The 17,090-nt window shown below is 54.8% G+C and carries 15 protein-coding genes and 2 pseudogenes; 11 read left to right on the forward strand and 6 right to left on the reverse strand.

Going from position 1 to position 17,090, the window contains the following annotated elements; genetic code table 11:
* Nucleotides 1-202 precede the first annotated feature (202 nt).
* From HPY30_12260 to rimO, 3 genes are read left to right on the forward strand one after another with little or no spacing between them, the layout of a single operon-like run.
* Entirely contained in the window at nt 203-532 is a 330-nt protein-coding gene (locus HPY30_12260; GenBank protein QYZ66687.1) for a transcriptional regulator, read from the forward strand.
* Nucleotides 532-1,395, forward strand: a complete 864-nt coding sequence (locus HPY30_12265; GenBank protein QYZ66688.1) for a tetratricopeptide repeat protein — start codon at nt 532-534, stop codon at nt 1,393-1,395. Before HPY30_12260 ends, HPY30_12265 begins: the two co-directional genes overlap by 1 nt.
* Before the next feature lie 5 nt (nt 1,396-1,400).
* The gene (gene rimO / locus HPY30_12270; GenBank protein QYZ66689.1) at nt 1,401-2,729 is read left to right on the forward strand and encodes a 30S ribosomal protein S12 methylthiotransferase RimO; all 1,329 of its coding nucleotides are present in this window, start codon (nt 1,401-1,403) and stop codon (nt 2,727-2,729) included.
* A gap of 103 nt (nt 2,730-2,832) precedes the next feature.
* Here the strand turns inward: rimO and HPY30_12275 are convergent, their stop codons facing one another.
* A complete protein-coding gene (locus tag HPY30_12275; GenBank protein ID QYZ66690.1) occupies nt 2,833-3,033 on the reverse strand; it encodes a DUF2892 domain-containing protein in 201 nt (66 codons plus the stop codon).
* A gap of 132 nt (nt 3,034-3,165) precedes the next feature.
* Between HPY30_12275 and HPY30_12280 the strand changes: the two genes are divergently transcribed.
* Together HPY30_12280 and HPY30_12285 are read left to right on the forward strand one after the other, a co-directional pair.
* A complete protein-coding gene (locus tag HPY30_12280) occupies nt 3,166-4,764 on the forward strand; it encodes an AAA family ATPase (GenBank protein ID QYZ66691.1) in 1,599 nt (532 codons plus the stop codon).
* A gap of 156 nt (nt 4,765-4,920) precedes the next feature.
* Nucleotides 4,921-5,064 (forward strand): annotated as a pseudogene (locus HPY30_12285) (polysulfide reductase chain A).
* Nucleotides 5,065-5,297: 233 nt separating this feature from the next.
* Here the strand turns inward: HPY30_12285 and HPY30_12290 are convergent.
* From HPY30_12290 to dusA, 4 genes are all read right to left on the reverse strand, one after another.
* A complete protein-coding gene (locus HPY30_12290; protein ID QYZ66692.1) occupies nt 5,298-6,167 on the reverse strand; it encodes an EamA family transporter in 870 nt (289 codons plus the stop codon).
* Between the two features lie 24 nt (nt 6,168-6,191).
* The gene (locus HPY30_12295) at nt 6,192-6,620 is read right to left on the reverse strand and encodes a transcriptional repressor (GenBank protein ID QYZ66693.1); all 429 of its coding nucleotides are present in this window, start codon (nt 6,618-6,620) and stop codon (nt 6,192-6,194) included.
* Between the two features lie 68 nt (nt 6,621-6,688).
* Nucleotides 6,689-9,058 carry a hypothetical protein gene (locus HPY30_12300; GenBank protein QYZ66694.1) on the reverse strand — a complete coding sequence of 790 codons (2,370 nt, stop codon included), beginning with the start codon at nt 9,056-9,058 and terminating at the stop codon, nt 6,689-6,691.
* Nucleotides 9,059-9,260: 202 nt separating this feature from the next.
* Nucleotides 9,261-10,286 (reverse strand): tRNA dihydrouridine(20/20a) synthase DusA, encoded by a 1,026-nt coding sequence (gene dusA / locus HPY30_12305; GenBank protein QYZ66695.1) that lies wholly within the window; start codon nt 10,284-10,286, stop codon nt 9,261-9,263.
* Between the two features lie 202 nt (nt 10,287-10,488).
* Here dusA and HPY30_12310 point away from each other — a divergent pair, with 202 nt between their 5' ends.
* From HPY30_12310 to HPY30_12335, 6 genes and pseudogenes are all read left to right on the forward strand, one after another.
* A complete protein-coding gene (locus tag HPY30_12310; protein QYZ66696.1) occupies nt 10,489-12,093 on the forward strand; it encodes a type I restriction-modification system subunit M in 1,605 nt (534 codons plus the stop codon).
* On the forward strand, nt 12,083-13,570 hold the full coding sequence (locus HPY30_12315; protein QYZ66697.1) for a restriction endonuclease subunit S: 1,488 nt from the start codon (nt 12,083-12,085) through the stop codon (nt 13,568-13,570). Before HPY30_12310 ends, HPY30_12315 begins: the two co-directional genes overlap by 11 nt.
* The gene (locus HPY30_12320) at nt 13,567-14,157 is read left to right on the forward strand and encodes a hypothetical protein (GenBank protein ID QYZ66698.1); all 591 of its coding nucleotides are present in this window, start codon (nt 13,567-13,569) and stop codon (nt 14,155-14,157) included. The genes HPY30_12315 and HPY30_12320 overlap by 4 nt, the downstream gene beginning before the upstream one ends.
* A gap of 2 nt (nt 14,158-14,159) precedes the next feature.
* Complete coding sequence (locus HPY30_12325; protein ID QYZ66699.1) at nt 14,160-15,188, forward strand: virulence RhuM family protein; 1,029 nt, start codon at nt 14,160-14,162, stop codon at nt 15,186-15,188.
* A 253-nt stretch (nt 15,189-15,441) separates the two neighbouring features.
* Nucleotides 15,442-16,479: pseudogene (locus tag HPY30_12330) on the forward strand (DUF3387 domain-containing protein).
* Between the two features lie 6 nt (nt 16,480-16,485).
* Nucleotides 16,486-16,671: a hypothetical protein gene (locus HPY30_12335; GenBank protein QYZ66700.1), complete on the forward strand. Its 186-nt coding sequence runs from the start codon at nt 16,486-16,488 to the stop codon at nt 16,669-16,671.
* Here the strand turns inward: HPY30_12335 and HPY30_12340 are convergent.
* A complete protein-coding gene (locus HPY30_12340; protein QYZ64513.1) occupies nt 16,595-17,014 on the reverse strand; it encodes a hypothetical protein in 420 nt (139 codons plus the stop codon). The two genes, HPY30_12335 and HPY30_12340, sit on opposite strands and share 77 nt — an antisense overlap.
* Between the last annotated feature and the right edge of the window lie 76 nt (nt 17,015-17,090).

Below are 17,090 nucleotides of genomic sequence, written 5' to 3' on the forward strand. Positions count from 1 at the left end.
CCAGTTGGGACGGGATCGTTTCGTCTAGGTATTAACCCTACATACGAAAACAGATTGCCATATTCGCATAATCCCCAATGTTTGAACAAGGGGATTTTGTCACAATTACCAGAAAATTTGTAAGTGCATGGTTTGAAAAGACTTTCTTGTCAGGTTCTAACGTATTAACATGTGCTTCCCCTAAATCTGCTGGAACCGCATCATGTTAATAGATGGTCCCCTGAAAATCGGTGTACTTGATCAACCTGAGATGCCTGGACGTGAGCTGCACTTCACCTTTACCCCGGAGTTTCAGGCGCTGGACCTACAGGCGCAAGTGGCACAGTTTCAGGCGTATCTGCAGACCCTGCAGCAGGAGATCCACTCTCTTAAAGACGATGATCAGAATCGGGCGGGCATGTTGATCGTGCAACAGATTGCCGAACAGCTGGTGCCGCATCTGCAGGGGGGAGATCTGGAGCTTGACGAGACCATCGTGGTGGAGATGGGACGCGACGAATCCAGCCTCTCTTTGATGAATCTTCTTGGCTGATGGCAGCTGCCTCATTCATCTTTGAAGGCACCAGCGGGAATTTCGACCGCCTGGTGCTGGAGAATTCGCGCAGAGGTTTGGTTCTGGTCGACTTCTGGGCACCCTGGGTAGGGCCCTCAATGCGACAAAGGGAGATGCTCAGCAATCTGGCGCAGGAATACGCAGGACGTTTTCTTCTGGTCTCGGTGAATACCGATGAACAGAAACCGTTGGCGGAGCGTTTCGGCGTGCGCAGCCTGCCGTCGCTCAAATTGTTTAAGAACGGTGAGATGCTTGCTGAGTATCATGGCGTGCAGCCGGAAGCGGATTATCCGCGTATTATCGATGAATATGCCGCCAAACTTGTTGATCAGGTCAGCGCCGGGGCGATTGCCGCCTGGCAGGCGGGTGATCCTGACAAGGCGTTGCAGTTGCTGGCCGAGGCGGCAGTCAGCCAACCGGATAATCTCTCCTATCCGGCGTTGATGGCCAAGATCCTGATGCGTCAGGATCGTATCGATGACGCACACCAACTGCTATGCGCCTTGCCGGAGGTGTTTCAGAATGAGTCGCAGATCAGTGGCCTGCTGGCGCACCTCGATTTTCTGCAGACGGCTGCCGGGGCGGATGCAAAAGCCGATCTTGAGGCCCGCATCACTGCGACACCCGAGGATGCCGAGGCGCGTTACCAGTTAGCGGCGGTCTGTCTGCATGAGGATGAGATCGAGCAGGCGCTTGAGCATCTGCTGCTGCTTTCGCGACAGGTTCCGGTCTATCGTAACGGCATCGCCCGCAAAGGCATGAAGGCCCTGCTGGACATGCTCGATTCCGCGGATGAGCGGGTGGCCCGCTACCGAAAAGAGCTCTTCCGCCTCAACTACTAACTATCATGGAATCACCTGCCCCCCGAGTTGGATTCGTCAGTCTTGGATGTCCCAAAAACCTGGTGGATTCCGAAAGGATTTTAAGCCGGCTACGGGCCGAGGGGTATGAGATATCACCCTCTTATGACGGTGCTGAACTGGTGGTGGTCAACACCTGTGGTTTTATCGATGCTGCGGTGGAGGAGTCACTGGATGCCATCGGTGAGGCGCTCAAGGAGAATGGCCGGGTAATCGTCACCGGCTGCCTTGGCGGGGATGAGAAGCGTATTCGCGATGCTCATCCCCGGGTGCTGGCAGTGACCGGAGCCCACGCCTACGAGGCGGTGATGGATGCGGTGCATGAGGCCTTGCCGCCGCCTCATGATCCCTTCACCAGCCTGCTGCCCCCGGAGGGGGTGAAACTCACGCCGCGCCACTATGCCTATCTGAAGATCTCGGAGGGCTGCAACCACCGCTGTACCTTCTGCATCATTCCGCAACTTCGGGGTGATTTGGTGAGCCGTCCCATCGGCGAGGTTATGTTGGAGGCGGAACGGCTGGTGGAGTCGGGGGTGCGCGAGTTGCTGGTGGTCTCCCAGGATACCAGTGCCTACGGTGTCGACTTGAAGTATCGTCCCGATTTCTGGAAGGGGCGGCCACTGCAGACCCGCATCCGGGAGCTGGCTGCTGCGCTTGGTGAATTGCCCGCCTGGGTCCGGCTGCACTATGTCTATCCCTACCCCCATGTGGACCATCTGATCCCCCTGATGGCGGAGGGTCATATCCTTCCCTATCTGGATATGCCTCTGCAGCACGCCAATCATCGATTGCTGCAGCTGATGAAACGACCCGCAGCTACCGAGAAGGTCCTGGACCGGATAATCCGTTGGCGTAGTGAGTGCCCCGATCTTACCCTTCGCAGCACCTTTATCGTCGGTTTTCCCGGGGAGACGGAGGCGGAATTTGAGGAGCTGCTCGATTTTCTGCGTGTGGCGCAACTGGACCGGGTCGGCTGCTTTGCCTACTCACCGGTGGATGGGGCAACAGCCAACCAGCTTCCGAGCCCGGTGCCTGAAGCGGTTAAAGAGGCGCGTCGCGTCCGTTTCATGGAGGTACAGCAGGAGATCAGCCGTGAGCGGCTACTGCAGCGGGTCGGTCAGGAGATGATCGTACTGGTGGACGAGGTGAACGAGAAACAGGTTATTGCCCGCAGTGCGGCTGACGCACCGGAGATCGATGGCCGGGTGGTGATTCCCGGTAGCTGGGAGCTGGAGTCGGGGGATTTTATTCAGGTTCGGGTGACCGGGGCGACTGCTCATGACCTGAAAGCGGAACCTGTCGATTTCGACGAATAGTCAGCATGGTGCGCGCGGCGCACCCTACATATTTTCAGGATGGCTGAATATGGCGAACGTAGGGTGTGCTGTGCGCACCAGAATTGCTTGAATTATTAAATGGTCAGAAGGCGTTACCGCTCGTTTTGCCAAGTTTTTTCAGCATCGTGGCCAGGGGGCAGAAACCGGTGAAAGCGGACTGCAGCAGGTTCAGGCCGACAAAGGCGGTGAAGTAGAGCCAGTAGGGGTTGTGATAGTGTGAAAGTGCCAGGCTGGCCAGGATGGCAATACCGGCAAAAGCCAGCACGATGCGTTCGATGTTCATAGGTTTGCCTCTAAACTATATATAGGGTGCCGGATTCAAAACCCGCTGGAATCCAAATTTAACGGCGTCATTCGCCGGGATAAAGTAAGATATTAGCATTATCTAATATTTAGTCAAGGACAAGTTTTTTGAATGGGTGATCTCATGGCGCAGCAGCAGAGCCTGATTTCTGCACTTCAGCGTGCAGAGGCCTACCCCCACGCGGTGGATGAAATCGAACATATCGAAACCCATATCTCCCATCTTCTGCTGGCGGGAGAGTTCGTCTACAAGATCAAAAAACCGGTTGATCTTGGGTTCCTCGATTTTTCCACCCTGGAAAGGCGGCGTTACTTTTGCGGGGAGGATTTGCGCCTCAACCGGCGGCTTGCCCCGGAACTCTACCTGGATCTGGTCACGATTACCGGACATTACGATACGCCAGAGATCGATGGTAAGGGCGAGATACTCGAATATGCCGTAAGGATGCGGCGGTTTCCCCAGTCATCACTGTTTGACCGAACCCTGCCGGACAGGGATCAGGTGCTTCGCCTGGCCCGCCGGGTCGCCCGTTTTCATGCCGTGATTCCTGTAGCCGACCCGAGGGAGTCTTATGGGGAGCCCCAGTCGGTGCTGCAACCGATGCTGGAGAATTTCGCCCATATCAAGGCTGCGCTGGATGAGCGGGGGGGGAACGGGAAACTCGCTTCGCTGGAAACCTGGGCCCGAAAGAGCATGGAGCGGTTGCTGCCTGTTATCCGGCAGCGGCACGAGCAGGGACATATCCGGGAGTGCCACGGTGACATGCATCTCGGCAATATTGCCCGGTTTCAGGGTCGTATCTGCATCTTCGATGGGATCGAATTCAATCCGCTGCTGCATTGGATCGATACCCTAAGCGATATGGCCTTCCTGCTGATGGATCTCCAACACAAAGGGTTGCAGCGGGAGGCTGCATGCTTTCTCAACGCCTATCTTGAGACCTCCGGGGATTACGACGGGTTGCCGCTGCTGCCGTTCTACCTTGTCTACCGTGCCATGGTGCGCGCAAAGGTGACAGCGATTCGTCTGGCCCAATCCGGCCTGAGCAGGGATGAGAGACGTTCCAGTGCAGCGGAGTATGCTGCTTACATCGATCTTGCTTGCCGTCTGAGTCAGGCCACGCAACCTGCCCTGATCATCACTTTTGGGTTCTCCGGGTCCGGCAAGAGTCGGGTTGCAGGCTGGCTGACGGAACATCTGCCTGCCATCCAGGTGCGATCGGATGTCGAGCGCAAGCGGCTGTGCGGACTTCTCAAGGACGATTCGGCGGTCTCGGCGCCGGACGAGGGAATCTATACGCCCAAAGTGACGGAGGCGACCTACACACGTCTGCATGCCATAGCGACTACGGCCATCCAGGCGGGATATACCACGATCATCGATGCCACTTTTCTCGATGCGGGAGTGCGTGACCGTTTCAGAAAACTGGCGCAAATCCTGGGCTGCCCATTCCTTATTCTGGCTTGTCATGCGCCGGTCGAACTTTTGCGTCAACGTGTGCAGCAGCGGAACCGGGGGGGGGATGATCCCTCAGATGCGGATCTTGCCGTACTTGATCGCCAATTGAAAAAAAATCAGGCGTTCTCTGTTGCCGAACACCCTTTTCTGCTTGAATGGGATACTACTGAAACGCCCTCATCCGAGCTGTTGGAACAGATCAGTGTCAGGTTGAATCTGCAGCGCGGTGAATGTGCTGAAACGAGAGAGTAACCATTCAGCATAATTTGACGTAGGTCGGGTTAGATGCGCAGTGGCATAAGCTGGAATTAGGCAAACATTTTATGCGCATCGTAACCCGACCTACAGCGAAACTGTTGTATAAATGTGGCGCTGAACAGCCGCCTTAGAGATTGAGTCAATACTGCCATGAAATTCCCCCACCTTCCCATCGGTCAGCGTTTTCGTTTCCAGGACAAGCTCTACACCAAGGTTGGTCCACTTACCGCGAGCGAGGAGGGGAGTGGCAACAACCGGCTGATGATGAAATCTGCGGAGGTCGAGCCGCTTGATATACAGGTTGAAACAAAACCAAAAGGGCCGCGGTCTTTCTCCGAGCAACAGATCAGAACATTGTTTGATCAGACCTGTCTGGAATTTTCGCAGGCCAACCCCGGTGATGAAACGAAACAGTTGCTTGAGCGCCTCCAGGGAGATTTCTACCGCCGCTTGTCCGGAAGCTGAGTTAATCGATGTACTTCCTGTCTGGTAGGGTGCGCACGGCGCACCCTACGTTCTATCGTTGCCTAGCTGGCTGCAATCATAAAAACCCCGCCGAGCATTACCGCGCCTGCCAGCAGATGGCTGCGCAGACCTGTCTCACGAAAAATGAAGGCACCGAAGAGGATGCCGAACAGCAGGCTGGTGCGTTTGACCGCAATCATATAGGCCACTTCCACCTGCTCCAGGGCGATGAAGTGGGTGATCAGCATGATCCCCATCAATCCGGCGACACCAAACACGGGCAGCGGTTTGCGCCAGATACGCCGGATCGATAGCGGTTTCATCAGCAGCGGCAGCAGTGCGACGCCCACAAGGACGAAATAGAGCGGGCCGAACAGTTCCGGCGCCATGTACTGCATGGCGCCTTTTCCTCCCACCGCAGTAAAGCTATAGAGAAAGGCAACACTCAGCATGGTGAGGGGGCCGGGGTTGCGGAAGATATGGGTCAGCGGGTTGACCCAGGTGCGCCACTCCCGCAATTCAGCCTGATCGAAATTCAACAGCCAAGCCCCTGTTACAACCAGCAGGATGCCCATGAAGCCGTCACCGCTGACCGACTCCCCCAACAGCAGATAGCCGACGAAGGTGACAAATACCGGGGTGAAGGCCAGATATGGCAGGGTTTGTGACAGAGGGTAGTCCCGGATCGCCCGGATATAGAGCAGCATCGCCAGGATCTCCAGCGGCACGATGGCGGCTACCCAGCCCCAGAAAACCCAGGGCAGTTCGGGAAAAGGTTGGCTCAACAGCAGCGGCGATACCAGTAGTCCGGCCAGCGTCAGGCGTACGAAGGCCAGTTCCCGTGCTGAATAGTCGGAGAGTTTTGCTTTGGTCAGGGTGTCTGCGGCGGCGAGGCTGAAGGCGCAGAAGAGGGTCAGAGGAAACCAGTCCATTGTGGCTGGTTAGCGCACTACTGATTAATAGGATGCGGTGGACTTTTCACGCACCCTAATGACAATATCCACATCTTCAAGGATGGTGCCCTGAGGAAGATCGCTCTCCACAAAGAAGGGATTCAGACGCTCTTTGACGTCGATCAGATCACCGGTGTCCACATTGTAGAAATGATGATGGGGTTGGATATTGGAGTCGTAGAAGGTGCGGGATGAATCGACAAAGATCTCCCGTAACAGCCCCTTCTCTACAAACAGGCCCAGTGTATTGTAGACCGTTGCCTTGGAGGCGTAGCTCTGTCCCGATTTCACCCTTTCATGGATCTGGTCGGCGGTCACATGCTGGTGTTTGGCAAAGAGATTTCCGGCAATCGTCAGACGCTGCTGCGTAGGGTTGATCCCATGCGCCCGCAGTCGCTGCTCCATATCTGCGGAGATGGTTTTTGGGGGCATGGATCCATATGCTTTCTCAATCATAAAAACAATTATAAATCATTCTCATCAGGAAAAGCGAAAACCGCCTAGGCAGTAGGCTTCTCCAGCAGGTCCCTGTTGTCGATCACCATCTGCCTGCCCAGGTGGAACCCCAGCACACGATAGGCTTCGAACTGTTTCTCATCGAAGAACTGATCGGCAGTGGATTCATCGGGGAAGGCCGGATGGGCTTTTTTGTATCCGAGAAGATCTTTTGGCACATCATGGACGTAGGTGGTTTTGATCAGGATCAGGGTGCCGTGCGCATCGCTGCTTGTTGCCCCCGGATACTTGATTGCCGCACGGACATAACCGGCGTCGGCGTGCGGGATCTGTTTAGGGTCTTTGTCGTTACACGCCTTGTGCGCCAATGGAATCAATGGACTCAGGCCATCTTCGAATTCAATACGCACGCCAAAGTCGGTGCGGATCTTTTCGATGACGTTTGCAAGATCGCCGAACTGAAAATCGGGATCGGCGGCGGCATCGCAGACAACGATCAGTTTCAGACGACGCCGGATCAGCTCATAGATACCGAGGTTTTCGAAGTGGCCGCCGTCACTCAGCTGCAGAAAAGACTCTTTTTCCGTCAGCTTCTTCCACGGCAGCAGTGGCCAGCTTCCAGGAGAGAGAAAATTAGCCACCTTGGCCCATCTGTGGCATCGAGGGTCTGGATTGCTTACCCAGACCCCAAGGCCGAGATTCAGAAACACCATCAGTCGTGACAGCAAGGGCTGACGGGTCGGACCCTCGCCGCCGACGCCGGTATTCGGGTTGGCGGCCGCGCCGGAGATGGCCATCGCGGTGGAGAGTGTCAGGTCGCCCCCCATATAGTTTTCGGTGCGCTGCCAACCAGTGGCGTTGCTTCCGCAGAATCGTGGCGACAGGAGGAAGTTGTCTCCACCACGCCCACGGTATTTGTTGATGTCGGACTCCACCAGGATCACGTTGGTATTGATCAGGTGATAGGGGCCGACTGCAGAGTCCTCCGGCTCCTCGGTGTCAACTCGGCACATATCCTTCAGCGCGCCGACATCCGCCAGGGGTGATGCCTGTGACGGCCCCGGACTGCCGGCCAGAACGCGTCCGACATCCGGCAGATAGGATTCCATCAGACGGTCACGGTAGTAACGATGAATGGAGAGATAGTTGATGCTGGCAAGCCATCCGATAAAGCTGGTGACCGCCACCCCCAATGCCAGATTCCACCCTGCGTCGATGTTGCTGCTCTCTGCAATCCGCACCGCCATGTAGTAGGTGCCGACGAAAAGTCCCAGTGTGAGCAGCACGGATGCGATGAAGGCGAGCAGGCCGGTAGAGAGCTTGCCCTGATCCTCTTTGCCTGATTTGAAAAATGATCCCATTGCCGCAATCGCGCCGCCAATGGTGCTCAACAGGGCCATCAATGGCCCTTTGTTCTCATTGGCAATATAGATGGCTATTCCCTCTGGTTGATCTGTTTCCAACAGATTCGTGATCAGATCGGTAATGTCGGGCAGCCATCCCAGCAGAAGCAACGCAGTGCCGCTGGCGAGCAGCCAGGGCATCCGCTTTTCGTACTCCCGGCGCAACATGTACCAGAAAGTAGCTGGCGACCATGCGCTTTTGTATGAAGGATCATCGACCTTGAAAGTCTTGCTCGACCAGCGGGTTAGACCGGCATACAGAATCGACAGAGCAAAGAAGATAGCGAACAGTGCAAGCCCACCAAAGGTGAACGCGGTCACTTCACCATAGACCTTGTCTGTGAACCAGCCGTTTTCCGCCAGTAGAAAGAAGACCAGCAGCAGCCAGGGAAGGAATACCAGAATACTGATGAACATGCCTCGCAGGATGACGCCGACCAGCGAGAGAAAGTTGATGCCGTCACCCGGTGTCAGGTAGTTACCGTGTTGACGCAGATAGCGCAGGATGGCAGCGCCCCGGTAGTCGTCACCACTGAGTTCAACGTTGTCGCCTTTGCCTGCTCCGTTGTGCGGGTCTGCATCACGGTTACGCAGTTTTGTGCCGTAGGGAAAGTCATCCACGGAGACGCCGAAACGGATCTTGGGCGCGTTGGAATCGTCATAATCCTCCTTGCGCTGTTTTCCCTCTGCCCATTTGCTGTGCAGAATCCAGGTCAGTGATGAACCGATATAACCACCGCCGGAGACGGTGGAGAGATAGTCGAACCGCTTCATGATGCCTTCACGGGCCAATGCCTGCATCACGCCAAGACAGAAGGTGGCGGAGCGGATGCCGCCGCCGGAGAGGGCCAGTCCCGTCAGGTTTTTGTCTGTAGGTTCAGTCTGCCCGTGACTTTCACGCCGCTTGCTGATGTACTCATCCAACTCCTCCTGCATGATCTTTTCATCGGAGAAAGCGCCATCTTTAGTTTGGTAAGGAAGATAGGGTTCATTGGTGGATTTTGCAGACATTGTTCATTCCCTGGCTCGGCGTTTTTAGTATGGAGGCGTTTTGTTCCTTACTCACAAGACTAGGTGAAAACCAGGAATTAAGGAAGATGTAGGTCGGGTTAGTCGCGCGGCAGCACAAAGCTGGTGACAATCTTGATGTTCGTAGCAATGCGCATCTAACCCGACCTACAGAAATGTTTTTCTCAGAGGTTAGGTTGAAAAGTTACGATTCCGTGCTGATGGACCCTTCCGGAACCAAAGCCGCCGCCTGTTGAATCAGCTCGGGGCTTGCGCCGGGATTATGGGTATGCTCACTGAGATGGCGGCGCCAGGCTCGGGCGCCGGGACAGCCGTGAAAGAGTCCGAGAATATGCCGGGTGATGCGCTTGAGTGGGATGCCTTTTTGGCACTGTAACTCAACAAATGGCAGGAAACTCTCCAGCACCTGATGACGGCTGGCCAGTGGTCGTGTGTCGCCGTATAGCCGGTGGTCGGCTTGCGCAAGAATCCAGGGATTGTGGTAAGCTTCGCGGCCGATCATCACACCATCGAGATCCTGCAACAGCGCCTCTGTTTCAGACAACGTCTTGATGCCGCCGTTAATGCTGAAACCCACCGCAGGAAAGTCCTGTTTGAGCTGCTTGACCACGTCATAGCGCAACGGTGGGATATTCCGGTTCTCTTTGGGACTCAATCCCTGCAGCCAGGCCTTGCGGGCGTGGATGATGAAATGGTTGCAGCCCGCCCCGATCTGTAGCGCCACGAAGTTGCTTAAAGCCTCGTAGCTGTCATTGTTATCGATACCGATACGCGTCTTCACCGTTACCGGGAGCGAGACCGCCTCCTTCATCGACTGCACACACTCTGCTACCAGTAGTGGATGTCCCAAAAGACATGCGCCGATCATGCCGTTCTGCACCCGATCCGAAGGACACCCCACATTGAGATTGACTTCGTCGTAACCGGCTTCTTCAGCAATCAGCGCTGCAGCCGCAAGATCCCCCGGATCACTGCCCCCCAGCTGAATGGCGACGGGGTGCTCTGAATCATCGTGCTCAAGGAAACGTGCAGCATCCCCATGCAGCAGTGCGCCGGTGGTGATCATCTCCGTGTAGAGCAGGGCATGGTGGGTGATCAGGCGCATGAAATAACGCTGAAAGCGGTCGGTGTAGTCCATCATCGGCGCGATCGATAGTTTCCGATCCAATATTTTCAGATTTGAGTTTCTAACTTCTTGTATATTATTCATTAATTCAAATCCGATGGTGCATTTCCAGTCGTGCTGCACCAATACTGCGCCATTTCATGTAAACAGGAAGCCAGTGTACCAAAAGGCCACATATCAAAATTGAAAAGGACGTTCGGCCCTGGTCTTCCCGAGTCTTGTTCCTGGTTCTGATCGGATGTAGATTGCAGTACGATCACGGCATAACCCCGCATGGATCAGGAAGATGGCCAAAAAAGCAGCAGCAAAAAAGCAAAAATCCTTCGAACAGACCCTCTGGGATACCGCCGACAAGCTCCGGGGAACTGTCGAATCTTCAGAGTACAAGCACGTCGTGCTCAGTCTCATCTTCCTCAAGTTTGTCAGTGACAAGTTCAAGGCGCGCAGGCAGGAATTGATCGACGAAAGCAGGGAGGACTACCTCGACATGGTGGAGTTTTACACCATGAAGAATGTCTTCTACCTGCCCGAAGCGTCACGCTGGTCGTTCATTCAGAAACAGGCCAAACAGGACGATATCGCGGTCAAGATCGACACCGCCCTGCATACCGTGGAAAAAAACAACAAGTCCCTGCGCGGCGCGCTGCCCGACAACTACTTCTCTCGCCTGGGGCTGGATGTAAGCAAGCTGGCGGCGCTGATCGACTCCATCAACAACATCGATACGGTGGAAGACAGGGAAGAGGACACCGTCGGCCGCGTCTACGAATACTTCCTCGGCAAGTTCGCCGCCACGGAGGGCAAGGGTGGTGGTGAATTCTACACCCCCAAATGCTTGGTCAACCTGATCGCCGAGATGATCGAACCCTACAAGGGCAAGATCTACGACCCCTGTTGCGGCTCCGGTGGCATGTTCGTGCAGTCCGTGAAATTCGTCGAGAGCCACGAAGGCAACAGCAAAGACATCTCCATCTACGGCCAGGAGCAGACCGGCACCACCTACAAACTGGCGAAGATGAACCTCGCCATACGCGGCATCGCCGGGAATCTGGGTGAAGTGCCCGCCGATACCTTTTTCAAGGATCAACACCCCGACCTCAAGGCCGACTTCATCATGGCCAACCCGCCCTTCAACCTGAAGGCGTGGCGCGGTAACGACGAACTGGCCGACGACCCGCGCTGGGCCGGTTACGAAGTGCCGCCCACCGGCAATGCCAACTACGGCTGGATACTGCACATGATCGCCAAGCTGTCGGAGAACGGCGTGGCGGGCTTCGTACTGGCCAACGGCTCCATGTCCACCAGCACCAAGGGCGAAGGGGAGATCCGCAAAAAGATCATCGAAAACGACTTGGTCGATTGCATGATCGCTTTGCCGGGGCAGCTCTTCTATACCACCCAGATTCCGGTCTGCCTCTGGTTCCTCACCAGGAACAAAAAGGCCCAGACCGTCGAGCACCACACCGAGAGCAATCACCGTGACCGCCGGGGCGAGACCCTGTTTATCGATGCCCGCAATCTGGGCAGCATGGTCGACCGCACCCACAAGGAGCTGACGGCGGATGACATCGCCGAGATCGCCCGCACTTACCACGCCTGGCGGGGCGAACATCACACCGTCATTGCGAGGAGCGATAGCGACGCGGCAATCTCCCCCTACGAAGACAAGCCCGGCTTCTGCAAAGCCGCCACCCTGGACGACATCAAGGCCAACGACTATGTGCTGACGCCTGGGCGTTACGTGGGCGCGGCTGAGATCGAGGATGATGGTGTGCCGTTTGAGGAGAAGATGGCGGGGCTGACCAAGACGCTTTATCGGCAGATGGAAGAGTCGGAAAAGCTGGATGGGGTGATTCGGAAGAATCTGGGGGTGCTGGGATATGGTGTCTGAATGGAATGAACATAGACTTGATGAGGTAACTGAACTCATCGTCGATTGCCCGCATTCAACACCAAAATGGACTGATTTAGGTGTTGTGGTGCTAAGAAATCAATATATCCGCAATGGCCGCCTAGACTTAACCGCTCCAAGTTATACAACGGAAGATGCTTATCAAGACCGAATAAAACGCGCAATTCCAACTGCTGGTGATTTGGTTTTCACTCGTGAAGCGCCGATGGGCGAGGTATGCCAAATTCCAAAAGGTGTGCGTTGTTGTCTTGGTCAACGCATGGTCTTAATGAGAGCAAACCGGAAGCTAATCGACCCCAACTACTTGCTATTTTCCCTTCAAAGTCCTCACTTGCAGCACCAAATTAGTTGGAATGAAGGGACAGGGACTACTGTTAGCAATATTCGAATCCCAAACATAAAAGCATTTCGAATTCCTACTCCTCCACTGAACGAACAAAAAGCCATCGCCCACATCCTCGGTACCCTCGATGACAAAATCGAACTCAACCGCCAGATGAACGCCACCCTGGAGGCGATGGCGCAGGCGCTGTTCAAGAGCTGGTTTGTCGATTTTGATCCGGTCATCGACAACGCCTTGGCCGCAGGCCACCCCATCCCCGAACCCCTGCACAAACGCGCAGGAAAGCGCGTTTGGACGCCCGATGAGGGCACCCGAAGGGTGAGCGCCATGGATGGCGCGAATCACCCCCGCGCCGAGGCCCGCAGGGCGCTGGACGACAAGCGCAACCCCCTGCCCGATGCGATTCAAAAACAGTTCCCCAGCCGCTTTGTCTTCAACGAGGAGATGGGCTGGGTGCCGGAAGGGTGGAATCCAGTCAAACTTGGTGATTATGTGACCGTAAAACGCGGAGGCTCCCCACGTCCAATTCATGATTATTTAGTCAATGACGGGCTTCCATGGGTAAAGATCAGCGATGCTACTGCAAGTTCGTCGCGATTTTTAATGGATACTAAACAGTTCATCAAACCAGAAGGTCTTAAGAAAACAGTGATGCTAAAGAAAGGGGAGCTCATCCTTTCTAATAGCGCAACCCCTGGACTCCCAATGTTCCTGAATCTCGATGCTTGTATCCATGATGGTTGGCTGTACTTTCCGAAGAAAACCTTGTTTGGTGACTTATATCTTTACCAGCTATTTTTTGTCGTTCGAAACGAACTACTCATGCAGGGAAATGGGAGTATTTTCACCAATCTGAAAACAGATATTCTGAAGAATCACATGGTTGTTCTACCCTGTATAAAACTGCTGAATGAGATTGAAGACCGATTAGATGCGATGCATCAGAAGTCTTTGTTCTTGCAGCTGGAAACTGAGTTCTTAACGAAACTCCGCGACACCCTCCTCCCCAAACTCCTCTCCGGCCAACTCCACATCCCCGATGCCGATCGGTTGGCAGCGAACTCAGGGGTCGGAGTCGGCTCTGCCGACTCCGACCCCAGGCATGTATCATGATCCGCCTGCATTGCACAAAAAAGCTGCTGGCCAAGCTACCTTTGCGCGAGGGCGGTCGCCTGCGCAACAGGTTGCCCAACCACTACGCATCCAACGATGAAGGCGAAAGCCTGCTTAGCGACTGGCACGCCAACCTGATCCTGTTGCAGCGCCGCCAGTGTGTGCTGTTGGTGCACGATGCCACCCGTTTCCCGCTGTTCGTCCCCGCCTTGAAGCAAGATGACTTCGCCGAGCTGGACTGGCATTTTTCTGATGTGTTCATGAATGTGCTGCTCAAGACCGGAGCCGACGAAGAGATCATGGATCGCGCTCATGAGGCACTGGGGCCGCTGGTGTGTGACACGGACTGCAACCGCTCGGTGCAGGGCACCATGAACCAGATGGCACAGGATATTGAACACAGGCTCTGGTACGAAAATGCCTCGGTGATGGACTTGGCCCCCTACCGCACCAGTGTCTGGCTGGCCGACCGGCCCTGTACTGTCAAAGGGGTAAAGGACTGCATCTGGCCGGTGCAGGCAATGAAAGAGTTGCTGGTTGCAGACAGGGTCGCCTCAAATTCCGGAACAACTTCACAAGGAACGTAATCATGACGGAACTACAACAACCTGGCGGCGAGTTCATTCTGTACACCACGGAAGACGGTCAAACCCGCGTGGAATGCCGCTTTGAAGACGAAACCCTCTGGTTATCACAAGCCTTGATGGCGGAGCTCTACAACCGATCAAAAAAGACGATCAGCGAACACTTGATGAACCTGTTTGAAGAGGGCGAGTTAACAGCGGGTTCAGTTGTCCGGAATTTCCGGACAACTGCCGCTGACGGGAAATCCTACGGGGTTCAGCATTACAATCTGGAAGCGGTTCTTGCCATCGGATTCCGGGTGAAATCCCTGCGCGGTACCCAGTTCCGCCGTTGGGCCAACACCCAATTGCAAGAGTATCTGGTGAAGGGTTTTGTTATGGATGACGAGCGCCTTAAAAACCCGCCTGTACCGGGTGCCACTCCTGTACCGGACTACTTTGATGAGCTGCTGGAGCGCATCCGCGACATCCGTGCCAGCGAGCGTCGCATGTATCTGCGGGTGAAGGAGATATTTACCCTGTCCGCCGACTATGCTCCCTCATCTGGTGACACGACGCAGTTCTTCCGCATCATCCAGAACAAGCTGCATTTCGCCGCTACCGGCCAGACGGCGGCCGAGTTGATCCACAAGCGCACCGACGCATCAAAACCCAACATGGGGCTCACGGTCTGGAAAGGCGAGATTGTCCGCAAAACGGATGTCATGGTCGCAAAGAATTATCTGAATGAACCGGAGATTGATGAACTCAACCGCATCGTGGTGATGTGGCTGGATTACGCTGAAGATCAAGCACGCCGCCGTGAGCAGGTTTTTCTTCGGGACTGGCTGGTAAAACTCGACCAGTTTCTGCAATTCAATGAACGCGGTGTGCTACCGAACGCAGGCGCGGTCAGTAAGAAGCAGGCCGACGACAAGGCCAAGCGTGAATACGATGCCTTTGTGGAAAGACGCCGGGAGTTGTTGGAAGACACTGGCGCTGCCGAAACCCTAAAGGCTTTGGAGCAACTGACCAAAGACAAAGAGACACGCTGAATGAAGTTCACGGAAGATAAGCTCGAAAAAGCCATCATCACTCTGCTGGAGGGGCAGGGTTATCCGCAACACCCTGCGGGTACGCTGGCGCGTAAGCCCACGGAAGTACTGCTCAAGGACGACCTGCAGGCATATCTCTACACCCGCTACACCAATGACGGTATTACACACGGTGAGATAGATTCGATCATCCGCCGTCTGGAAACACTCTCTCCCGCCGATCTCTACGACTCCAATAAAACCATCCACAAAGGCGCACTACAACAAGGCCGACAAACAGAATATCGAGGAGGTCGAACAGTCCATCATCGTGGTGCGCGATCATCTCGATCTGCTCAACAAGCTGTTTCACAAGTTCGATGCCACGCCCTATCACCAGGGCAGCCCGCTGGAACAACTCAACTGCCTCAACATGGCGGCTGAGTACGCGCAGGTGACGGACAAGATCGAAAAGCGCTTCATGCATCTGGTCAAACGCCTGAAGGCCGCCTATGACATCTGTAGCGGTTCTGAAGCGCTGAAGCAGGCCGAGCGGGACCAGATTCATTTCTACCTTGCCGTTCGTTCCATTGTCTTCAAACTCACCAAGGGTAATGCGCCGGATACCGCAAAGATGAACGCCAGGGTGCGGGAGATGATCACCGAGGCACTAAAGGCCGATGGGGTGGCAGAGGTCTTCAAGATGGGCGAAGACTCCGCCAGCGCAACCGACATCTTCGATGACGACTATCTGGCCAAGATCGAAAAGATCAAACTGCCCAACACCAGGATAAAGCTACTTCAACAGCTGCTCGCCAAAGCGATAGACGACTTCAGGAAGGTCAACAAAACCAAGGGCACGGACTTCTCGAAGCAGCTCAAGGCGCTTGTCGATAGCTATAACGAACGCAAAGAGGATGACGTGCTGGTCAGCAATGTCCTGGAGGACTTCACTGATGAAATTATCGACCTGCTGCATGCCCTGAAAAAAGAGAAGGAATCATTCGCCGATCTGGGTATCGACTTCGAAGAGAAAGCCTTCTACGACATTCTCAGAGGGCTGGCTGTCAAATACGATTTTGAGTATCCAGAGGACAAACTTATCGTCTTGTCCAAAGCGGTTAAAACCGTCGTTGAGGATAAGGCCCGATATACAGACTGGAATCGGCGTGATGATATCAAGGCTGAATTGAAAGTGGATTTAATCATCTTGCTTGCCGAGCACGGCTATCCTCCCGTCGACCGGGACGAGGTTTACAAGGAGATCTTCGAGCAGGCGGAGAACTTCAAAAAGCACCAGGCAAGACTTTAGGACCAAGTGATTTCAGATAATGCCAGATGCGCGAGCAGGACGGTGATAGCAAAATCCGACTTCCTGGCCAACATGAGCCACGAGATTCGCACCCCGCTCAATGCGGTTTTGGGCCTCAGCCCTGGCTGCTGGAGATCTCAGCAAGAATCCTCCTGCCTTCTTCCTCGTCCAATGTCGCAAGGCCGTTTTTAAGAATCAGGCCTTCCAGGAATGTGTGATGGGAGTCAGTCCCGACTTCAACAGCATGAATCAATGTTTGCCTTGATGCATTCAGCAGGCACTTTGCGGCTTTCTTCTTGGCTTGCAGGCGTTTTTGTTCCCAGGCAGTCTGGACAAATCGCCATACTGGGGGTGATAACTTCTTTTCACCCCAAGTGTTGAGCGTGACCCAATACTCCACGCCGCCTTGAACAAGGGGGAGATGCTCAGGAGGGACGCCGATCTGGGTAGTCAGAAATGACTTCAGCCAGCGGCTGCTTTTGATCCTTCTCTGCGTCATTTTAGTATCAGCTAATACAGTTATCGATGTGGGCATATTAAGCGTTGCGGCGAGGAATATCTGTAAAACTGTGTGACGTTTGGACGATGGCCTGCTGGGCTTGTAGGCATGA

Source organism: Gammaproteobacteria bacterium (ex Lamellibrachia satsuma), assembly GCA_019623805.1.
In the GTDB taxonomy this organism is placed as follows: domain Bacteria; phylum Pseudomonadota; class Gammaproteobacteria; order Chromatiales; family Chromatiaceae; genus QGON01.